At 34.7% G+C, this 22,214-nt stretch carries 19 protein-coding genes; 10 read left to right on the plus strand and 9 right to left on the minus strand.

Annotated features, from left to right (window positions below; genetic code table 11):
- The first annotated feature begins 201 nt into the window (after positions 1 to 201).
- Positions 202 to 498 (plus strand): DUF7710 domain-containing protein, encoded by a 297-nt coding sequence (locus MZO21_RS03895; RefSeq protein ID WP_248101789.1) that lies wholly within the window; start codon positions 202 to 204, stop codon positions 496 to 498.
- A 66-nt stretch (positions 499 to 564) separates the two neighbouring features.
- Here MZO21_RS03895 and MZO21_RS03900 read toward each other — a convergent pair whose 3' ends face one another.
- Complete coding sequence (locus MZO21_RS03900; RefSeq protein ID WP_154773044.1) at positions 565 to 1,182, minus strand: rhomboid family intramembrane serine protease; 618 nt, start codon at positions 1,180 to 1,182, stop codon at positions 565 to 567.
- Positions 1,183 to 1,342: 160 nt separating this feature from the next.
- On the opposite strand from MZO21_RS03900, the gene nfuA reads away from it, so the two are divergent.
- The 4 genes from nfuA to MZO21_RS03920 all read left to right on the plus strand — a co-directional run bounded on the left by nfuA (position 1,343) and on the right by MZO21_RS03920 (position 7,797).
- Positions 1,343 to 1,981 (plus strand): Fe-S biogenesis protein NfuA, encoded by a 639-nt coding sequence (nfuA, locus tag MZO21_RS03905; protein WP_154773043.1) that lies wholly within the window; start codon positions 1,343 to 1,345, stop codon positions 1,979 to 1,981.
- A 168-nt stretch (positions 1,982 to 2,149) separates the two neighbouring features.
- A complete protein-coding gene (locus tag MZO21_RS03910; RefSeq protein WP_154773042.1) occupies positions 2,150 to 4,219 on the plus strand; it encodes a TonB-dependent receptor domain-containing protein in 2,070 nt (689 codons plus the stop codon).
- Between the two features lie 65 nt (positions 4,220 to 4,284).
- On the plus strand, positions 4,285 to 5,565 hold the full coding sequence (locus tag MZO21_RS03915) for a class I SAM-dependent methyltransferase (RefSeq protein WP_154773041.1): 1,281 nt from the start codon (positions 4,285 to 4,287) through the stop codon (positions 5,563 to 5,565).
- Positions 5,566 to 5,778: 213 nt separating this feature from the next.
- Positions 5,779 to 7,797, plus strand: a complete 2,019-nt coding sequence (locus MZO21_RS03920) for a ligand-gated channel protein (protein ID WP_248101786.1) — start codon at positions 5,779 to 5,781, stop codon at positions 7,795 to 7,797.
- Positions 7,798 to 7,842: 45 nt separating this feature from the next.
- Here MZO21_RS03920 and MZO21_RS03925 read toward each other — a convergent pair whose 3' ends face one another.
- Positions 7,843 to 8,844 (minus strand): hypothetical protein, encoded by a 1,002-nt coding sequence (locus MZO21_RS03925; RefSeq protein WP_248101783.1) that lies wholly within the window; start codon positions 8,842 to 8,844, stop codon positions 7,843 to 7,845.
- A 15-nt stretch (positions 8,845 to 8,859) separates the two neighbouring features.
- Complete coding sequence (locus MZO21_RS03930) at positions 8,860 to 9,894, minus strand: alpha/beta fold hydrolase (protein WP_154773038.1); 1,035 nt, start codon at positions 9,892 to 9,894, stop codon at positions 8,860 to 8,862.
- A 308-nt stretch (positions 9,895 to 10,202) separates the two neighbouring features.
- On the opposite strand from MZO21_RS03930, the gene MZO21_RS03935 reads away from it, so the two are divergent.
- Positions 10,203 to 10,817, plus strand: a complete 615-nt coding sequence (locus MZO21_RS03935; RefSeq protein ID WP_154773037.1) for a carbonic anhydrase — start codon at positions 10,203 to 10,205, stop codon at positions 10,815 to 10,817.
- A 34-nt stretch (positions 10,818 to 10,851) separates the two neighbouring features.
- On the opposite strand, the gene MZO21_RS03940 is transcribed toward MZO21_RS03935, so the two are convergent.
- Complete coding sequence (locus tag MZO21_RS03940; protein ID WP_248101780.1) at positions 10,852 to 11,481, minus strand: arylesterase; 630 nt, start codon at positions 11,479 to 11,481, stop codon at positions 10,852 to 10,854.
- An 11-nt stretch (positions 11,482 to 11,492) separates the two neighbouring features.
- Here MZO21_RS03940 and MZO21_RS03945 point away from each other — a divergent pair, with 11 nt between their 5' ends.
- Together MZO21_RS03945 and MZO21_RS03950 are read left to right on the plus strand one after the other, a co-directional pair.
- Positions 11,493 to 12,218, plus strand: a complete 726-nt coding sequence (locus MZO21_RS03945) for an ABC transporter ATP-binding protein (protein ID WP_248101777.1) — start codon at positions 11,493 to 11,495, stop codon at positions 12,216 to 12,218.
- A 2-nt stretch (positions 12,219 to 12,220) separates the two neighbouring features.
- On the plus strand, positions 12,221 to 14,704 hold the full coding sequence (locus tag MZO21_RS03950; RefSeq protein ID WP_248101774.1) for an ABC transporter permease: 2,484 nt from the start codon (positions 12,221 to 12,223) through the stop codon (positions 14,702 to 14,704).
- A 37-nt stretch (positions 14,705 to 14,741) separates the two neighbouring features.
- Here the strand turns inward: MZO21_RS03950 and MZO21_RS03955 are convergent, their stop codons facing one another.
- A complete protein-coding gene (locus tag MZO21_RS03955; protein WP_248101771.1) occupies positions 14,742 to 15,548 on the minus strand; it encodes a rhomboid family intramembrane serine protease in 807 nt (268 codons plus the stop codon).
- A 109-nt stretch (positions 15,549 to 15,657) separates the two neighbouring features.
- On the opposite strand from MZO21_RS03955, the gene mtgA reads away from it, so the two are divergent.
- Both mtgA and ppk1 read left to right on the plus strand, forming a co-directional pair.
- On the plus strand, positions 15,658 to 16,332 hold the full coding sequence (gene mtgA / locus MZO21_RS03960; RefSeq protein WP_171501297.1) for a monofunctional biosynthetic peptidoglycan transglycosylase: 675 nt from the start codon (positions 15,658 to 15,660) through the stop codon (positions 16,330 to 16,332).
- Positions 16,333 to 16,453: 121 nt separating this feature from the next.
- Positions 16,454 to 18,535 (plus strand): polyphosphate kinase 1, encoded by a 2,082-nt coding sequence (gene ppk1 / locus MZO21_RS03965; protein WP_154773032.1) that lies wholly within the window; start codon positions 16,454 to 16,456, stop codon positions 18,533 to 18,535.
- A gap of 62 nt (positions 18,536 to 18,597) precedes the next feature.
- Here the strand turns inward: ppk1 and oxyR are convergent, their stop codons facing one another.
- The 4 genes from oxyR to rubA form a co-directional block, all read right to left on the minus strand.
- Entirely contained in the window at positions 18,598 to 19,503 is a 906-nt protein-coding gene (oxyR, locus tag MZO21_RS03970; RefSeq protein WP_154773031.1) for a LysR family transcriptional regulator OxyR, read from the minus strand.
- Between the two features lie 6 nt (positions 19,504 to 19,509).
- Positions 19,510 to 20,454 (minus strand): alpha/beta fold hydrolase, encoded by a 945-nt coding sequence (locus MZO21_RS03975; protein ID WP_154773030.1) that lies wholly within the window; start codon positions 20,452 to 20,454, stop codon positions 19,510 to 19,512.
- Between the two features lie 49 nt (positions 20,455 to 20,503).
- A complete protein-coding gene (locus tag MZO21_RS03980; protein WP_154773029.1) occupies positions 20,504 to 21,682 on the minus strand; it encodes an NAD(P)/FAD-dependent oxidoreductase in 1,179 nt (392 codons plus the stop codon).
- A 66-nt stretch (positions 21,683 to 21,748) separates the two neighbouring features.
- Positions 21,749 to 21,913, minus strand: a complete 165-nt coding sequence (rubA, locus tag MZO21_RS03985) for a rubredoxin RubA (protein WP_154773028.1) — start codon at positions 21,911 to 21,913, stop codon at positions 21,749 to 21,751.
- Positions 21,914 to 22,214 lie beyond the last annotated feature (301 nt).

Here is a 22,214-nt window from a genome sequence, read left to right on the forward strand (position 1 = left end):
GATGGAGTTTATTTTATGAGGTTTAACAGCATGGAATACAAAGGAATACTTAATTTGGTATGTATAAATAATGAACTTAAATTGGTTTAGTTATAATCACGTACAGAAAGTATGTATTTATGTAAAATGTGACAATTGTCACATTGCTTTGAGTGTATAGTGAGTAATAATTAATCTACTGGGTTTTTAGAGTTCACGTAAATGTCACCTATTTATTTATTTACCTCCAAATCTATGGGACTTCCATCGGCAGTATTCACATCTTTCGATTTAGCATCTGATTGGATTAAAAGTAACTATTTAAGCGGTATTTTAATGGAATATCCAGTCGATCAAAGTTGTTATGACTGGGCGATTGAGAGTGGGTATTTTAAAGAAAAGTCAGTTATTGATCGCTCTCCAACTTTCATTGAAAAATTTGTATCTGCATATCAGCAAAACTGGCATTTTGAACATGGTGAAGAACTCTGTCATCAAAATATGCAAGACAAAACATAAATAAGCAAAGAGACGAAAGAATCATCCCTTTGCTTTTAAGTTTGAATACCTATAAATGAATTAAGCTTAGAACGGTAAATTTGAAAGCTTATTTAGAAAATGTGGAATTAAGCGTGGTTCAATAATAATTGTGATGATGACACCGTAAGCTGCACCCCATAAATGTGCGCTGTGGTTAATGTTACTGTTTCCTTTTTTGCCAGACCAAATGCTATATACAACATATAAAATAGCAAAAATAATGGCAGGAACAGGAATGAAAAATACAAAAATAAGTTTCCAAGGTTCAAATAAAATATACGCAAATAAAACAGCGGAAACAGCACCTGAAGCACCAAGACTTGCCCATCTATGATCATTCTTATGTTGTAAATAACTTGGAATAATGGCGGCAATTAATCCACCCAAATAAAACAATACAAAGCCTAAATCGAATAAATACTGACGATAAAAAGTTTCAATAATGCTTCCAAAGAAGAACAAAGTGAACATATTGAAAAGTAAGTGCATGCCATCTGCGTGAACAAAACCATGCGTAATAAATCGATCATATTGACCTTTTTGCATAGCAGGTGGCCAAAAAATAAGACGATTCATTAAGTTTTGATTGGAAAATGCCAAGAATGAGATGATCACTGTAATAATAATGATCGTAACAGTATGGTTAAAAGGTAATTCGAACATAGTTAAAGCTAATCAGAAATTATTCTTCGATTATCCATAATGCCATTAAATTCATTAAAATTTTGAACTTTTATAATTAATCCGACAAATTTAGTTGAATTTTAAAAATTACCCCGCATCTTCAGTTAGAATAGCGACTTCAGCTTGAGGAAATATTGATATGTCGACTGATAACACCAGCACTGCAGTTGCAGAAGAAATTCCAAACTTATTAATTACTCCGACTGCTCAAGAGTATTTAGCGGATTTATTAGCAAAACAAAATACGCCAGGTATTGGTGTGCGTGTGTTTGTGGAAAATCCTGGTACGCCACGTGCTGAATGTTGTATGGCTTATAGTGCTCCTGAAGAAGTGCTTCCTACAGATTACAAACAAGATTACCCAGATTTTCCTGCATATGTAGATGCGCCATCTATTCCATATTTATTAGATGCGGTAATTGATTACAATAAAGACCGTTTTGGTGGCCAGCTTACATTCCGTGCACCAAACTCTAAGGTTCCGCGTGTAGGTCCAGATGCTTCAATGGAAGAGCGTATTACTTATATTTTACAATCTGAAATTAATCCTGGCTTAGCAGGGCATGGTGGTAACTGTGCATTGGTTGAAGTTGTAGAAGATGAAGAGCATGGTTTAACAGCAGTTCTTAAATTTGGCGGTGGTTGCCAAGGTTGTTCAGCAATTGACGTGACATTAAAGCAAGGTGTTGAAACAACATTAAAACAGCATATTCCTGAGTTAGGACGTGTTGTAGATCAAACAGATCATACACAAGCCGATGGTGCTTACTTTAAATAATTCATAAGTATAAAAAATAGCCTCCAATTTTGGAGGCTATTTTTTGACTAAAATACAAAATAAATAAGAATCATTATTAATAAGCGTTGCATTTAGATTTAAATTAACTACAATGTGTTACGAAAAAGTTACATATTCTCTCCTCAATTGCATGTGAGTTGATTTCAAATGACGCAAAAATTTCTTAAAAATACTTTAGCCGTATCAGTTTTATTGGTATTAAATACAACTGTGGCTGCTAGTGAGCAAGTAACAGAAAAAACAAATACAACGCAATTAGAAAAAATTGTTGTGACTGCTAGTGGCTATGGGCAAAAAATTGAGGATGCACCAGCTTCAATTTCAGTTATTACAGCAGAAGATCTAGAAAAGCGTTCATACAGTGATATCACGGATGCTTTAAAGAATGTTCCAGGTGTATTTGTGAGTGGTGGTGGCTCAAACCAAACAATTTCTATTCGTGGTATGGGTGCGGATTACACGCTTTTTCTAATTGATGGTAAGCCAATGAATGATGGCAAACTATTGACAACAAATGGTGGTGTTCATGGTGCAAATGTTAATTTTTTACCACCAGTAGAAGCGATTGAGCGTATAGAAGTAATTCGTGGCCCGTCATCATCACTTTATGGTTCAGATGCGATGGGCGGTGTAATTAATATTATTACCAAAAAACATCAAGATAAATTAACAGCTAGTATTCGTACAGAATACATTAAGGCAGATAAGTCAAATGAAGTGAACAATGATGCAACGAATACAAGTTTGTATTTAAATGCTCCATTGATCAAAGACCTTTTATCTTTACAGCTTAATGCTGGATTACAAACGACAGAAGAAAGTTCTTTAAAAATTAATAATAAAGAATCAAATGAAAGTGACCCTGAGTTTGAGAAAAAAAATATAGGTCTAAAATTTGTTTTAACGCCCAATAAAAACAATACCATTACGGCTGAATATTTAAATACCCAACAAGAGCGTACACATACGTCAGGTATTAGTTTACCAATTACTACAACACCAAGTTATTCAGAGCTTGAAAAAAATACATATAGTTTAAGTCATGAATTTAAAAAAGATAAATTTACAGTTACATCTTATGCTCAGTTAGATAAAGATGCTAATAATGCAAGTACAGGGCGAGATGTCATTATTAATAATAATGGGGATACAGTTAAATCGCCAGGCGGTATTAATTTTGAAACACTAACTCTTAACTCACAAGGGACGTATTTTTTTGATAAGCACGCATTAACACTTGGTGCAAATTATAAAGATGAAAGTCTTGAAGATGGTGCAAGTAATTCTAATGTACAGTTGGCTACTCAAGTTGCGAAAATGGAGCGTTACCAATGGGCACTATTTGCAGAAGATACTTGGGATGTAAATGATAAATTAGCATTAACATTAAGTGGCCGTTTCGATAAAAATGAGCAGTTTGGAAATAATTTTAGTCCGAAGGCTTATGCAGTATATAAAGCTACAGATAGTTTTACTTTAAAAGGTGGTGTTATTTCTGGTTATAAGGCTCCAAGCTTACGTGATTCTGCACCAGAATACATGCTTAGTTCTATGGGAGGAGCTATTTTACCAAATCCAGATTTAGACCCAGAAAAAAGCTTAACTTATGAAGTTGGTTTTGCATTTAATGACAGTGATCTAGGTTTAGGAACAAGTCTGATGCTATTTAAAACAGACTTTGAAGATAAAATTACTCGTTCAGACAAAATTGAGGGTAGTACAGATAGAAATAGTCAATTTTATGTAGACCATCCAGAGTTAGTTTATAATTCTCGAGGTTATACATATAAGTACAATGTGGATAAAGCCGAAATTAAGGGGATTGAGTTCACAACAGACTATCTTATTACAGATTATTTAAAGTATCGCCATTCTTATACCTATACAGATAGTGAGCAAAAATCTGGTGCAGATAAGGGTAAGCCTTTGAATGATATTTCTAAACATATGTTTAATGTCGGTTTAGAATGGGATATTAATGACCAATGGTTATTATGGACGCAAGCTAATTATAGAAGTAAAACAATTGGTAATGCAGATGGTGAGCAACGTCCTGGTTATACTTTTGTAGATTTAGGTGCAGTTTATAAATATAGTGATCAATTACAGTTCTCTACAGGTATATATAACGTAGCCAATAAAAATGTCCTTGATGATGGAAACTCATGGGTATTGGATGGTCGTCGTTATAGTGTTGCAATGAACTTTAAGTTTTAAATGATTATGAGGGCTTAGGCCCTCATTTCTTTTGTTTTAGATTGCTCGAGTGTTGAAGGTTCCGTATGCAAAAAAATGAAGGTTACGTTATAGATACGACCTATCCATTATATTTTTATAAAGAAATGCAGCCTCTTTGGCTTAAGACTATATTGGATGTTTTTGGATTACAAACTATTAATATTGATCAATCTTTTTCATATTTGGAGCTAGGTTGTGCGAAAGGCATTAATTTAATTATTGCAGCATTACATTATCCCCAAGGCAAATTTGTGGGAATTGATTTTAATCAAGAGCATATCCAATCGGCTAAAAAATTGGTACAGCTTCTAGACTTAAAAAATATAGAATTTATTGAAACAGATTTTGAAACATTCTTAGCAACGAATATCCAAAAATATGATTTTATTGTGAATCATGGGACATTCTCTTGGGTGTCTTCAACACAACAGCAAAATATTTTAGAAATTGCATCTAAGTACCTTAATGATTTAGGTGTCTTTTATTTACATTACATGTGTTATCCAGGTTCAACTGAATTACAACCTATTCAAAAATTATTAAATTTGGTTGATCAAAAAAATGGCATGAGTTCTTTAGATGGCATTTACAAAGGTAAAGAGCTCTTTACTCAATTACGAGATGCGGGGGCCTTTATTGATTATCCAAAAATTCAACAAATACAAAAAACGCTTGAGCAAAATGATGAATATTTAGCACATGAGTTTTTAACAAATCATTGGCAGCCATTTTATAGTGTTGATGTTCATGAGCGTGTATTTGATGTAACTAAAATGGCATTTATTGGCAGTGCAAATCCTTGCGATAACATTGAAAATATTAGTATTCCTTCAAAATTGCATCAAATCTTAAAAGATACAAAAGATCCTGCATTGAAGGAGTATCTAAAAGATATTGCAAGAAACTCTAAGCAAAGATCCGATATTTTTCAGAAAAATCCTAAAAGGGTAACAACTGAAAAACAGTTAAATATTTTAAACTCAATAACATTTAAAGTAATTCGTGATTATTATAAACATCAAAAAATTGTGTTTAAAACCCCTATAGGGAATATTCAAGCGCATGATAATGTTGTTTATCCATTATTAGATCTGCTAAAGCATAACCATTGTAGTCTTGGTGACTTATCTAAATTAGTCCCATTTCAAAACAACTTATATTTTTTAATAGAAACAATATTTTTATTGATGAATGAAGGGTTTATACATCCTTTTAAGAATGATATGGGGGCGGTAAATAATTTAAAAATAACAAGTTTTAATAATTTTATGCAAGATAGTAATATGCATTTAAGATTATCGAAATACTGTGTGGCTAATGTTTAAAAGGATATAAATAAAGAATATTTAAGTTATTTACAAAACCGCTCCGGCGGTTTTTTTTATATTTGAAAATATATTCAGGATGTAAATCTTGTAACTGTATTAGAGAGTCCTGTTAATTTAATATTAGTCGTAATGATAATGATTTGCATTAATTTTACATAGAGCTATAAAATCCACCAACTTTTTAATATTTCTTAACAGTTGGTGGGTCTAATGCAACACAATTTTAGTAAAACAATATTAGCAAGTTTGATATTAAGTAGTCTTACAGGTGTAGTTTATGCAGAAAATAATAATGAAAAAAATGCTGTAAATACTGAAACTGCAAAATTAGAAACGATAGTTGTGTCCGCAAGTGGGTTTGAGCAGAATATTAAAAAAGCAGCTGCAACTATTTCAGTATTATCACAAGAAGATATCAATAAAAAAGCATATCGTGATGTAACTGATGCACTTAAAGATGTACCTGGCGTAGTTGTAACAGGTGGCGGTAGTTCAAGTGATATTAGTATTCGTGGTATGGGCAGTGCTTATACGGTCATTATGATTGATGGTAAAAAAGTAAATACACGTTCAGTCCGTCCAAATAGTGATAATTCTGGCATTGAGCAGGGTTGGTTGCCAGGTATTGAATCTATTGAGCGAATTGAGGTAATTCGTGGTCCAATGTCTGGACTTTATGGTTCAGATGCAATGGGCGGTGTAATTAATATCATTACTAAAAAATCTGCGACAGAATGGTCTGGTGCTGTAAAAGTAGATACAACATTACAAGAAAACTCAGATTCAGGAAATATTCATCAAACGAATGCTTATGTTTCAGGACCATTAATTAAAGATTTATTATCTTTAAAAGCCAACGCTACGTATTCGAAGCGTGAAGAAGACAATATTATTGGAGGTTATAAAGAACAAAAAATGCGTGCAGGTGGTGCAACATTAACCTTAACGCCAAATGATAAACACGCAATTGATTTTGACTTTAAACGTTCTATTCAAAATCGTAATGGTAGTGTTGGAAAAACCATCGAAAATAAACCGAATAAGAAAGGTGAATATCCAACAGATTCATTAACAGATTACTACCGTACCGAATACAGTATTTCACATAGAGGTGAAGTGGGGGCTGTTAAAACAAATTCCTATATTCAACGTGAAGAAAATGAAAATCCTTCAAGACAAATGAAAGCAACCAACACGACGTTCAATACTAATAATCAGTTCCAGTTGGGTTCACATAATATTAGTTTTGGGGGAATGTATTTAAAAGAAGAACTAAATGATCAAGGTAATCAATTAGAAGTAAATGGTAAAATTCTTTCAAAATTAGATCGTTATAGCTGGGCTTTATTTGCAGAAGATAACTGGAGAATTGTAGATCCATTTGTTTTAACAACATCACTTCGTTTAGATAAAGATGAAAAATTTGGAGATAACTTAAGCCCTAAAGTTTATGGCGTTTGGACTTTAAATGATGAGTGGATTGTGAAAGGTGGTGTATCTACAGGTTATAAAACGCCTGCTTTACGTGCAACAGTTGCAGAGTGGGGGCAAGTAACTGGTGGTGGTCAAAGTAATGGTGTAATTGTTGGTAACCCAGACTTAAAACCTGAAAAAAGTATTAATTATGAAGTATCGGCAAATTGGGATAATAATGCGAATTTGAATGCAGGAATTACCGTATTTAATAGTGAATTTAAAGATAAAATTACAGAAATTCGTGTTTGTAATGGTGATTCGGGTTCAGCAGGTTGCCCTTGGTTAGGTGAGAACTTTGATTTTGTAAGTCTGCGTGAAAACGTAGATAAAGCCAATATGCGTGGTATTGAAACAACATTTGGTTGGCAAATAAATGATTCTGTTAAGTTAAATGCGAATTATACATTTACAGACACAGAGCAAAAAAGTGGTGTAAATAAAGGCAAGCCACTGAATGAAATGCCAAAACATATGTTTAATACCACTGTAGATTGGCAAGCAACAGATACTGTAGGTACTTGGACGCGTGTAAATTATCGTAGTGAAACGTCTGATTATTTAAGTCGTACTTCTATGGCTAAAGGCAAGCCTGCTTATACAATGGTAGATGTTGGCTTAAACTATAAACCTACAGATAAAATTCAAGTAAATGCAGGCGTTTATAACGTATTCGATAAAAAAATTGATACCGACACATATAACTATATATTAGATGGTCGTCGTTATAATTTAGGGTTAACTTATAAGTTCTAATTGATAGACTACAAATACTAAAAAGCCTCCAATTGGAGGCTTTTTTTATTTCACTAGAATTTTTTGAGCTTGCTCAGAATAATAAAATTTTTCCAAATAAAAGCGAGCGCGAGTTTTTAAATGTTCAGTAGAAACCATTTTTTGAATAATGGGCGCTAATAAATTTTGCAATTCATTTTGAACTAAGGCTTCATCAATATTTAAATCACGTAATAATAAATCTAAAGAGCGTTCTTGATTGCGTACATACCATGCATAAATACCATCATGAACTTGCTGTTTTAAATAGTTTGTTTGGCGAATGAAATCCCAAATTTCATGTCCCATTTCTACAGTTTTTGGTAAATCTTGCGTTTCAATATAGTTTTTTAAAACGGACAAAGGTTTGTCTTTAATTTTATGCCATAAATTTGCTTGGAAATGGTAAAGCTTATTGTCATCAAAATGATTATTTAAAACTTGTTCACTCATTTGGCTGAACTTTTGAATATTCTTTTGCAAATAGTTATTTATGGTGTTTTCTAAATTGGAATCGGTCACTGTTTCTAATACAGATTTTCCAATTTTCATAAAGCTTGAAACACCAGGAACGCTTTTCACCATTGCAGAATTATCTAAATAATCTTGAATAGAATGTTGAATAAGCTGTGTCACCATTGCTGAGAAGGCTTGATTGTTTACAACGGTTTTGATTAGGCGCTCTCTATGACCACTTTTACTTGCAACATATTGTGCAATTTTATCTACCGTTAAAACAGGAATAACATCTGCAATTTTAGTTGTTTCATTAATAGGGTGTACCAAAGCAAAACGAATATGTTCAGCAATTTGTTCAATTAAAAATGCGCTTGCAGGCGTTGCTAAAACTTGTGTTTGAATGAGCTGATTAATTTGTTCAAATGTCCAAATATCTTGAAGCTTTTGTTTTCTAAACCAATGATGAAAATGCAAAAACTCATCTTCAACTGTTTTAGCTTGAGAAAATTCATGTTCTAAAAATTCGAGATGAGCTTCGATGAGTTGCTCAATCATTGGGTTTTTTTGCATAAAAATTCTAAAAGCCTAGTTGAAAGATATTAGTTTATCAGCAAGTGGATTCTTTAGGTCCTGTGTCTTTGAAAGGAATGGTAAATAATGTTGAGCAACCAGCTTTTCAGCTTCAATAATTGGCATATGTCCGACATTATTTAAAATAATTGGTTTTTCTGAGCGTTTTAAAAGTTGGTGTAATTCACTGGCAACTTCATAATTAATAATTTGATCTTGCTTGCCCCACATAATGAGAGTAGGGGCTTCAACATTACGTGTTAGCTGTGCAAAAGTATCGGGTGTGTAAATTCGGTTAAGTTTAACAATTTGGTCAATTGCTTGATTTGTTTTGGATGATTTTGAAATTAAAATTTGTTCTTGTGCTTCTTTAAGCTCGGAAGGAACTTTAGGTGGTGTCGTCATTAATTTATAGATGACTTGTTCAAAATCACCTTGCTTATAAACAAGTAAATTTTTCAGAGTTTTAGGATCTTTGGCATAACGTGTGTTTGCCTGTTTATAGATTCCTGCACTACTAAGTAAAAAAAGGCTTTGTGTATCAAATGGATATTGTGATGCATAAACAGTAGCAACAGAACCACCTAGAGAATGACCTGCAATATGGAGGTCTTTATCTATATGAATGCTTTGTGCAAAGTTTCTAAGTTCTGAGGTAATGTTCGGAATAGACATATCAAAACTTTTGGGAAATGTTGTGTCGCCATTTGTAGGTAAATCTGGAGCAATGACATGGTAGTGCGGTGTTAAGTAATGTGCGACACGGTTCCAGTGATCCCGAGTTCCTGCTAAACCATGAATAAGTAAAACTGTAGGCTTAGAAATATCACCACCTTCATTATATGTCCAAACAATATCACCCACTTTTAGCGTTTTTGTTTTAAGTCCTGCTTTTGATCGTTCTTGTTTTAAATAATTTTGTAAAATATTGGCTTCGTTGTTTTTTGTATCTTTTAATTTGTCTGCATAAGAAAAATTTGAACAAAATACAGCCAGACTAATACAAACTGCATGTCTTAATTTGAAGAATTGAATATTTATTTGTTCCATTTTTGAGCCCCAAATTTTGCATTCTTACAAATGTACTAAAATATTAGATTTATGTTTTGCCTATAAAACAGCATTAAAATTATTCAATCTATTTGATTCTATTATAAATAATTTAATCCGACTGTCATCCTTTGTTTTTGTAAGATTCAATTAAAGCTGAAATTAAAATGTGAGAAGTGTCATGTAAAGTTCACTTTTAATTTATTCATTCAAACTTATAAACAATAAGCAGCTATTATTTTTTGCAAGTGACAATCAAAAAACATGAGATTAAACTATGACAACTTAAAAGGTCGGTGGTAGAAATAATGCTAACAGCAGCAGAAGCTTTAGATCGTTTAAAAAAAGGAAATTTGCGTTTCGTTCAAGGTGAAACGAGTCATCCTAAGCTTTTGACACATCAAGAACGTGCAGAAATGGCAGGAAATCAAGAGCCATTCGCAATTATTTTAGGTTGTTCTGACTCTCGTGTACCCGCAGAAATGGTGTTTGATCAGGGGTTGGGGGATCTATTTGTTATTCGTGTTGCTGGTAATATCGTAGCGCCATCTCAAGTGGGTAGCGTTGAATTTGCAGCAGATAGTTTTGGTTGTCCAATTGTTGTGGTTTTAGGTCATACACATTGTGGTGCGATTCATTCAACAATTGATGTACTTATGAATCCAGAACAATCATCTTCTGCAAACTTAATGTCGATTGTAAATCGTGTTCGTCCATCCGTTGAAATTTTAATGCAGACCGAATTGAAAGATGATTTAGAAAAACTTTCACAACATGCCGTTCGTTCAAATGTATTTGCTTCCGTAAATCAACTTCGTCATGGTTCTGCCGTACTTGAGAATTTAATTGGTCAAGGCAAGTTAAAAGTTGTAGGCGCAGAATACTCATTAGAAACGGGAGAAGTAACTTTCTACGATTTCTAAAAATTATAAATAAATAGTAATAATAAAAGGCGCTTTATAAGGCGCCTTTTATATATGGGTATGCATTGTTTAATAAAATAGGTTGTGCTTTAGCATTCGGATGAATTTGGTCTTTTTGCATTAAGCTTTTATTACCTGCAACATCTTTTAAAAAGAAAGGCATTAATTTAATTTTATATTGATTACTTACAACTTTATAAGAATTTTCAAATGCTTGTTGATATGCAGAGCCATAATTTGGTGGAATTTTCATTCCAAATAAAATGACTTTGGCATTCGATTTTTGGCTTAAGTTTACAAGTTGTGCCAAATTCTTTTGAATGAGCTGCGGTGGTTGTCCACGTAAACCATCATTTCCACCCAGTTCAATTACAACAATATTGGGTTTATGTGTTGTTAATAATTTAGGTAATCTTGCTAAAGCACCGCTAGTTGTTTCACCGCTAACACTTGCATTGACCACTTTATGTTTTTTGGGATATTGTTGCTCAAGACGTTTTTTGAGTAAATTAACCCAGCCTTGTTCAACTTGAACCCCATAACCAGCACTCAAACTATCTCCAACGATCATAATCGTTTTTGCTGAAACATACATGGGCAAGATGCTGAAGCACACCAAACAGATATACGCCAATACACGATTTTTAGAATTGCGACTTTGCATACAGGGACAATATGACCGATTTCACCAAGAATAATTCCATCATGCCACAAGCAATTATTTCTGCACAACAATTGAGTCAGAAGATACAACTTGCACATAAAGAGTTAAGTATTTTTGAAAATCTTAATTTAGAAATAAAACAAGGTGAGCAAGTTGCAATTACAGGGCGTTCAGGTTCTGGTAAGTCAACACTATTGGGTATTTTAGCTACTTTGGATCAGGCAAGTTCAGGTCAGCTTATTGTATGTGGTGAGCAAATTCAGACCTTAAATGAAGAGCAACGTGCTTTAGTTCGTTTAAAAAATATTGGTTTTGTTTTTCAATCTTTTCAGCTATTACCTCATTTAACAGCGCTTGAAAATGTGATGTTACCTTTAAGATTAAAACCTGACTTTAACTATAGTCACGCTGAAAACAAAGCATTAGCACTATTAAAAAGAGTAGGCTTAGAGCGTCAAGCAACACAAACACCTAAAGTTTTATCGGGTGGTGAACAGCAGCGTGTTGCAATTGCTCGAGCATTAATTAGTGATCCAAAAATTATTTTTGCAGATGAGCCAACAGGCAATTTAGATGGTGAAACTGCAAAAGAAATTGAACAATTACTTTTTGAATTAAATAAAGAAATTGGAACAACTTTGGTTTTGGTTACACATGATGTTCAGCTTGCAGAACAATGCCAAAAACATTATGAATTATTGAATGGTCAGCTTGTAGATCGAACTCAGGAAGCATAAAAATGAATGCTCTTTTTCGACCTTTATTTATTCAAAGTTTTAAAAGTTCAGGAATCTATCTGCTTATTATTGCTTTAATTTTAGCAATAAGCGCAACTACAGCTTTAAAGTTTAGTAATGAACAAATTCAAGATGCTGTTGCTTTACAGGCGGCCGAAATGCTCGCAGCAGATTTGGTCATTACCGATAATTATCCTATAGAAAATAAATGGCGTGAAGAAGCGAAAAAACTGAATTTACAGCAGTCCAATGCGACAGTTTTTGGTTCTATGGCATTTACCAATGATCAATTTGTGATGGTGAATGTAAAGGCAATAGATGATGCCTTTCCTTTACGTGGTGAGTTAAAAGTCAAAGAAAATGCATCTGAGAAAATAAAGTCAGGTGAGGTTTGGCTAAGTTCACGAGCAATGGATTTACTGAAAGTAAAAGGTGGAGACACACTTAATATTGCAGATGGGCAATTTAAAGTGGGTGCTGAAATTGAACATGATTCGAATCAAGAGCTTGGTTTTTCTGCATTTTCGCCAACTGTCATTATTTCACAAGCAGATATAGCAAAAACCAATGCCATTCAAACAGGAAGTCGAATTGAGCATCGCTTATTACTTTCTGGCGATGCAAAAAATACTAAAAAGTTTGAGCAAACTTTTAAAGCAATTGTAAAGCCAAATAAAAATGACACAACTGCCGATAATGCAAATGCGGATGAGCAAAATAGTTTAAGGCTCCGTAATGCAAGTGAAGGTAATACTCGCTTGATGAAACCAATTGCAAATTTAGATACCTTTTTACAACTTGCTAATATTTTAACAATTTTATTGTGTGGTATTGCAATTGCGCTTACAAGTCAGCGTTATGTGCAGCAAAATCAAGATCATATTGCTTTACTTCGTTGTATTGGCTCCACAAAAAAACAAATTTTAACTGCGTATTTAAGTTTGCTTGCTGTTGTTTTGGCTATTTCTATTGTGGTTGGATGCGTTGTTGGGTTGGCACTTGGCTATGGTTTATTACAGCTTATGCTACAGCTTATCCCACATATTGAATTGCAATTTTCAGCACTTGATATGTTGTTAGGACCTTTACCAATAGCTATGCTGACAAGTGCAGTTGTACTTTTAGGATTTGTTGTTCCTAGTCTTATGCAATTATTAAATACACCGCCTATTCGTGTGATTCGTCAACAAGAAAAATCTGTGAAATCTATGCTTTGGATGTTACTCACAGGCACATTAGGTTTAGTTATTTTTAGCGTAGTTTTAACTGAAAATTTAGTATTAACGCTGTGGGTAATTGGCGCAATTATTGTATTGTGCGCTGTTTTATATGCATGTATTTGGGCGGTTCTTAAATTTATTCAAAGCTTGAAATGGAAAGTTTCGGCTTATGTACGTGTACCATATCAATCTGCATTTCAAATTACTGCTTTAGCTTTAGGATTAAGTTTAATTACAGTTTTAGCTGTATTAAGAACAGATTTGTTAGATCGTTGGCAGCAACAATTACCAGAGGGAACACCCAACCAATTTGTATATGGTTTACCACCATTTGATATGCCTGAACTGAAAAACCAGTTAGATACAAATCAATGGAAAAGTACGCCTCTATATCCAAATATTCGTGGCAGATTAGTTGCTAAAAATGATCAACCTTTTGCTCAAGAATTAGTTAAGCAAAACAACTCTTTGCGCCGTGAACTGAATTTAACGCAATCTGAGCAATATCCTACAGATAATATAATTATAGAGGGCAGTGCCAAATTTACAGCTAAAAATGAAGTTTCTGTAGAAGCTAAAACCGCAAAAGAGTTAGGTATTCATATTGGCGATAAACTTACATTTAGCTTGCCTGAGGGTTTATTAGAAGCCAAGGTGATTAATCTGCGAACCGTTGAGTGGGAAAGTTTTAGTCCTAACTTTTTCTTTATATTTTCACCACAAACTATGGATGAAAATGCAGGAAGTTATTTAGGAAGTTTCTATGTTCCTGAGCAAGATAAGCCCAAATTAATTGAAACAATTCAGCAATTTTCCAATACGGTGTTTATTGATATCAGCCTTATATTGGATGAAGTAAAACGTATTGTGAGCGTGTTGGTTCAAATTATAAGTTTACTTGCGATATTGGTGAGTATTTCGGGCATTTTAGTGCTGATTGCATGTTTGAATTTGCTGATGGAGGAGCGTAAACGAGAAGTTGCATTATTACGTTCTTTTGGCGGTTCTAAGCAAAAACTTAAGCAAATGATGACCTTTGAAATTGGATTTATGGGCTTGGTTGCAGGTATTGTTGCGTGTTTATTTGCTGAAGTAATTAGTGCAATTGCTAGTTATAAAATGGATTTAATGATGCAAATGCATTGGGAAATTTGGTTGATTTTACCTTTAAGTATGACGTTGCTTTGTGCGCTCATTGGACGTTATAGATTAAGTTATTTATCTGAAATTCCACCATTACAAAGTTTAAGAGAGATGAATCAATAAGAGATTCATCTTCATTTTATGTTTTAGCTTGGAGCATTTAATTCGTTAAATGCTCAAGTAATGCTTGCCAAAGTGGTGAAATGTATTCTACTTGAGCTAAGCAGTATTGGTAGCTGAAATAACAAAGAACGCTACCTAGAACAATGCCAAACCATGTGAATAGCTTACTTTTATTAAATTTCTGTCCAAAATACCAAATAAAAGTAAGCAATAGGCCCATCAGCATTCCGCCAATATGAGCGGCATTATTAATACCTGAAATCATAAAGCCCATGCTTAAGTTAATGACCATCACAATAATGAGGGTTTTTTTATCTAGAATGAATTTTTGACGTGCTAATGGCGGCAATATTGCTAAAAGTGTTAAAGATGCACCTAAGCCCATTACAGCACCAGAAGCACCAGCGCCTACACGAGGCAGTAATTCAGGAATCATTGTATTAGAACTAAGTAGGGTATAGCTGTCTTGAATAGAGATATATCCACTTAATAAACTGCCTGAAAGCCCTGCTAAAATGTACAATCCTACAAAATACCAACGCCCAAAAAGCTGCTCAACCACACTGCCAAAAATATATAAAGCCCACATATTGAGCATGAGGTGAATTAGCCCAAAGTGGAAAAACATACTACTAAATAAACGAAATGGTTCTGTTAAAAAAGTTAATGGTGCATAATCTGCACCCCACCGAATTGCATCAGCAGAGCTAGGATTTGAAACATCCATACCTGTAATCACTTGCCATGAAAACAAAGCAACATTAATGGCAATAATGACGGCAGTAAGCCACCACAGATGGATTTCAACTTTTGTGTGAATAATTGGTGGATTTTGATTGGACATATGATTTTTGAGATATGATTAATTATGATAACAATGAAAATAAGCTTTTTAGAAAAGCTTATAAGTTCTAAGATAACACGAAAAAATTCGACAGGGGTACGACTCTAAAGTGAAAGCCTTTATTCTGCGTATATTGATGCTACTGATTAGCCTTGTACTCATTATCCAATTATGGATTTTTGCAAGTCTGGCTTGGTGGCGTACGAATCCTGTAAATACAACAATGTTTATGCGTATAGATTATTTTTCTGATATGTCGACGCCGATTAAACATGAATGGCGTGATTATGACCAAATTAGCGACTATTTAAAGCATGCTGTTGTTGCTGCAGAAGATGGTAAATTCATGAGCCATAATGGTTTTGACTGGGATGGAATGCGAGTTGCTTTAGAGCGCAATAAAGACAAAGGAAAACTAGTTGCAGGCGGTTCAACTATTTCACAGCAATTGGCAAAAAATCTATTTTTATATAACAAACGATCTTTCATTCGAAAAGGGCAAGAAGCCGTTATTACTTGGATGATGGAGCGAATGTGGTCGAAAGAACGTATTTTAGAAGTGTATTTAAACTCCGTGGAATTTGGTGAAAATATTTACGGAATTGAAGCTGCAACACAATATTATTTTGGAAAATCCTCAAAAAGCTTAAGCCGTGAGCAAGCCATTTTCTTGGCAGCGATTTTACCTAATCCTAAGTATTTTCAAGATAGACGGCATGACAGCAAGTTGAAATATCGTAAGCGTATGATTCAAAAGTATATGCACTATAGCCAAATTCCATAGGGCGCACATGTTATAAGCAGTTAATAAAAAGTCTATATTAATTGGGCTTTTTTTATGAAATTGTCACAATTTTGAAGCATACTTATAGGTATGGGCATACTTAAAAAAATGATGGTGATTTATGAATACAGCTGTTAATGAAACTCCAACACAAATTGAATACGCATATAACGACCGTTATATTAACCGTGAATTATCAATTTTAGATTTTCATTTACGTGTATTGGAGCAAGCAGTAGATCCACTTCATCCATTGCTTGAACGTATGAATTTCTTGCTTATTTTTTCTCGCAATTTAGATGAATTTTTTGAAATTCGTGTTGCGGGAATGATGGAAGAACTTGATTTAGGTAATGAAAGTCATAGCCCAGATGGTTTAACGCCTAAGCAGGTTTTAGAAAAAATTTCTAAAACGACGCATGAAGCGATTGAACGTCAATATCGTATTTTAAATGAAGAAATTTTGCCTAAATTACGTGAAGAAGATATTTGCTTCTTACGCCGTGGCGAATTAACACCTGCACAATCTGCATGGGTTAAAAAATACTTCCAAGAACAAGTTGCTCCTGTATTAACGCCAATTAGCTTAGACCCTGCACATCCATTTCCACGGTTAGTGAACAAGTCACTTAATTTTATTGTTACTTTGGAAGGTAAAGACGCATTTGGTCGTCAAATCGATTTAGCCGTTGTTCCTGCACCACGCTCATTGCCACGCGTTGTACGCTTACCAGATGAATTAACAGATGGTAAAGAGCATCATGTTATGCTGTCTGCAATTATCCATGAACATGTTTCAGACTTGTTCCCAGGTATGACAGCAACGGGTTGTTACCAATTCCGCGTAACACGTAATGCAGATTTAGCATTAAATGAAGATGTTGAAGATTTAGCAAAAGCTTTAAAAGGTGAGTTAAATTCACGTCGTTTTGGTCGTGCAGTTCGTTTAGAAGTGACGCAAAACTGCCCAAAAAATATTTATGAATATTTATTAGATGAATTTGATTTACACGAATCTCAACTTTATAAAGTACATGGACCTGTAAATCTTGCACGTTTACTTACAAACTTTAAGCGTCCACATTTACGTTACGATTCACACACGCCAATTATTCCTAAAGTACTAAAAAAATCTGAAAATATTTTTAGTGCAATGCAAAAACAAGATATTTTGCTCCATCATCCATTTGAATCTTTTGCTCCTGTTATTAATTTATTACGTGAAGCTGCGCGTGATCCACAGGTTTTAGCAATTAAGCAAACCTTATACCGTAGTGGTCCAGATTCTGAAATTGTTCAGGTGCTTGCAGAAGCAGCACGCAATGGTAAAGAAGTTACAGCCGTTATTGAGCTTCGTGCACGTTTTGATGAAGAATCAAATATTGAAGTAGCTAATGTATTGCAAGAAGCGGGTGCTGTCGTTGTATATGGCATTGTGGGCTATAAAACACATGCCAAAATGATTTTGGTTGTGCGCCGTGAAAACAATAAACTTGTGCGCTATGTGCATTTAGGCACAGGAAATTATCACGCAGGAAATGCTCGTATTTATACAGACTACGGCTTACTTACAACAGATAAAGAGCTATGTGAGGATGTGCATCGCGTATTCCAAGAATTAACAGGAATGGGCAAAATGGCGAAGCTGAAAAAGCTTTTACATGCACCATTTACGCTTCATGCTCAATTGCTTAATTTTATTGATGATGAAATTGCCAATGCAAAAGCAGGAAAACCTGCGCAAATTATTGTGAAAGTGAATGCTTTGACAGAAGTACAGCTTATCAATAAATTGTATGAAGCTTCTCAAGCAGGCGTGCAAATTGATTTGATTATTCGTTCAATTTGTTGCTTGCGTCCTGGTTTACCAGGTTTGTCTGAGAATATTCGTGTGCGTTCAATTGTTGGACGTTTCTTAGAACATACACGTGTTTATTATTTCAGTAATAATGGTGATGCACGTATTTATTGTTCAAGTGCAGATTGGATGGATCGTAACTTATTTAATCGTGTTGAAGCGTGTTTCCCAATTGTAGATCCGGCATTGAAAAAACGTATTTACCAACAAGGTTTACTGACTTATTTAAAAGATAATCAACAAGCTTGGTTACTACAAAGTGATGGAACTTGGTTACGTGCGAGCGTTGAAGCAGGTAAGGAATTACACAATTCACAGCGTTTATTACTTGCTGAGATTAAATAATCTTTAAAGTGTAAAACAAAAAAAGGAGTCAAATATGACTCCTTTTTAATGAGCTAAAGAAATTACTGCAAGTTTTGTGTGATTTTTTGCAGAATTTGTAAAAGAACATCAAATTCACTTTGAAGTGGTGTGCTTTTACGTGTAACCAAAGCCAATGTACGGCTAGGTGCAGCATCAATTGATTTCACTATTAAATCTGGATTTGCTTTCACCATATTGGTGTGAATGGCAATTTCAGGAAGTAAAGTAAAGCCAAGGTTCGCAGAAATCATTTCTACAAGCGTAGGAAGAGAGCTTGCTTTTAAACGATGATCATTTTTACGTTCGCCAATTGGGCAAGCGCTTAATGCATGATCACGTAAACAATGACCTTCTTCAAGCAACATTAAGCGAGATAGATCAAGCTGATCTAACGTTTTCGCATTTGCCGCATTTTGGTCAGATTTATGATAAACCAAACATAAATTTTCACGTGTAATTTCAGAAACTTTTAAGCTACGTGTATCGAAGGGAAGCGCAAGAACAACCATATCTAGATTGCCATATTCTAACTTTTCTACAATTTTTTCACTTTGAGCTTCATGGAAATGTAATTGAATTTTAGGCAGTTGCTTATGCACTTCATCTAACAGTTGCGCCAAAATAAATGGTGCAATTGTTGGAATAACGCCAAGATGTAAATCACCAGTAAGTGGTTCACTCATTTCACGACTTAAACGCATTAAATCTTGAGCATCGGCCAATAGAACACGAGCTCGTGCAACGACTTGTTCACCCAAAGGGGTTAAGCGTACGTTTTGGCGATCACGTTCAACGAGTACGCCACCCAATAATCGCTCTAACTCCATGATGCCGCCCGACAAAGTCGATTGGGTTACAAATGAGCGGCGTGCGGCTTCTGTGAAGTGCAGCGTTTCAGACAGTGTAACTAGATATGACAGCTGTCTTAGGGATGGTAATGCAGCCATAGTGTCCTAATTTTTCGATTTAAAGTGATGTACAAATAGTCCGCTAAGATAAGGAATAAAGTGCGGAGGGACATCATGCCCCATTCCTTCAATTAATTCAAACTTAGCACCTGGTATTGCTTTTGCAACAGCTTTACCATGCCCAGGAGGCAATAAACGATCGCAAGAACCATGAACAACAAGGGTTGGTTTTTGAATCTGCTTATTTAAATGTAACAATGATCCTGTACATAATATTGCTAAAAACTGTTGAAGTACACCCGTTGGGTAATAACTTCGACGATATAGTTTCTTCGCTGTTTGAATGACTTCCAGTTGATTGACAAAGCCCGGAGATCCAATGGTTTTGAGCACATGAATACTATGATCAATAATACCATTTTCATCTGCTGATTCTGGCTTGGCAATTAAACTTAAAAGTTGTTTTGGGTAAGGTAAAGGTAAAAAAGGTTTATTATTACTGGTAAAGAGTAAGCCAAGACTTTGTACTTTTTCTGGATAATTTGATGCAAGAATTTGTGCAATCATACCACCCATAGAAGCGCCAATCACATGAGCTTTTTCTAGACCAAGTCTCTCAATTAACAAGGCAGCATCTTCAGCCATATCATATAGGCTATAAGGCGCTCCCTGATTTTGTAGACCAACAGAAAAGCGACCCATCATTTTTATGGTATTTAGTTTTGGTCCTTTGTTTCGTATTTTACTAGATAATCCTATATCTCGATTATCATAACGTATCACACGAAAGCCTTGATCAATAAGTGTTTTACAAAAAAAATCAGGCCAAAATAGTAATTGTGCACCTAAGCCCATAATGAGCAAAATGGCAGGATCATCTTTTTTACCGCCTACTTCTACATGAAGTTCTATGCCATTTGCTAAAGTCACTTTAGTTTCAGACATAAAAGAGGTGTAAGGGGAGTCCTGAAATTTTAGGGCACTATTCATTTTTATTTTCCTAACAAGGGTGCTTTTAGGCATCCTTGTCATTTAAACCTTAAACAGATGCAGGTATCAAGTCGGGAACAAGTTTCGTTAATACTAAACGTTGTTTCGCCGCTGTTGCACCTAATAATACAAAGCCACGTAAAGTTTCAGATGAATCGAAAGCTTTTGCAATCATACCATCATCTAGTTCTTCAGTTTGCCAAGTTACCTCTAGGTCATTTGGAACAGCTAAAACAGTAAGAGGTGCAGCAGGTGTTTTTACAGCTACAGGCATAGCAGGGTAATGAACTGTTGTTTGTACGCCATTAAGTGTTTTAGCAAGCGCACGTGCTTGTTGCATAATTGGCATGACAAAAGGTAGTAAAGTTCCATTTACTTCAGCACAGTCACCTACGGCAAAAATATCTGCCTGATTTGTTTCAAGTGAGCTATTTGTAAGTACGCCACGAGCTGTTGCAATATTTGTTGCTTTTGCAAGTGCTGTATTAGGTTGTAAGCCAATTGCAGAAAGAACGGCATCTGCAATAAAAGATTGTCCATTCGCTAAAGTCACAACATAGCTGTGGTTGTCTGCTTTAGAGATTTTTTCAACTGTTGTACCCAGTACAAAGTGAACGCCAGTATCTTCTAAACCTTGTTTAAATGCAGATGCAACATGTGCAGGCAATAAACGGCAAAGTGGCTGAGTTGCTAAGTCGATAACAGTAACTTTATGACCTGTGTTTTGTAAGTCATTGGCAAATTCACAACCAATTAAACCTGCACCTAAAATTACGACACGTTTATCGTGATTGAGGTCAATTTGCTTACGAAAAGCGGTGTAGTCACTTAAGTTGTTTACAACATGAATATCATCACTTGCATCGCCTGAAATAGCCAAGCGAATAGGATTTGCACCTATTGCTAAAACAAGTTTTGCATAAGTTAGTGTAGATTCAACACCATCTTTTTCTAAACTTAAAAGGTGATTTTCTGCATCTATGCTTTTCACCCACGTATTTTTTTCAATGCGCATATTGAGTTGAGCACTCATTTTTTCTGCATCGCCTAAAGCAATTTGCTCTGGTGCTTTGTTGCCTACTAATGCGTTTGAAAGCGTTGGTTTTGCATAATTTACTGCGTCATCGGCACAAATCATAACAAGTTCTTGTTCTGTATTTAATTTACGGAACTCACGAGCTACGGTATAACCCGCCATACCTGAACCAATGATGACGATAGGATGCATAACAATCTCCACGTTAAAAGGAATAGTGCATAAAAAAGACCAGATGATGGTCTTTCGTGCAAATACTTAGATTTCAATCATCTCAAAATCTACTTTAGAAACGCCACAGTCAGGGCAAGTCCAGTCATCTGGAACATCTTCCCATTTCGTACCTGCAACGATGCCATCTTCAGGGCAACCTTCTGCTTCGTCATAAATCCATCCACATACGATGCATTGATATTTTTTCATTTGACTCTCCAATACCGATCAAAACGAGATCAGTGAAAATCCTTATAAAAGGCAAGATACTTTTTATATGACGATCAGCGTACATATATACGTAAATTTTTACGCAGTTACATAGGGAAAGTAAAGTAAATATCTTTCTTTAATTGGGCATTTTCAAAAATGTATGTAATTAATGAACAAAACTTGTCATAAATCATTGGAATGTTGAAATTTAAAGAACAAATGAACAATTAAACTGAATAAATATTTGATGATGCTAGAAAGATAAAAGTAGGTTGTTTAGACTTAAGTTGAACATACT

Origin of the sequence: Acinetobacter portensis (genome assembly GCF_023158935.1) — a bacterium.
In the GTDB taxonomy this organism is placed as follows: Bacteria; Pseudomonadota; Gammaproteobacteria; order Pseudomonadales; family Moraxellaceae; genus Acinetobacter; species Acinetobacter faecalis.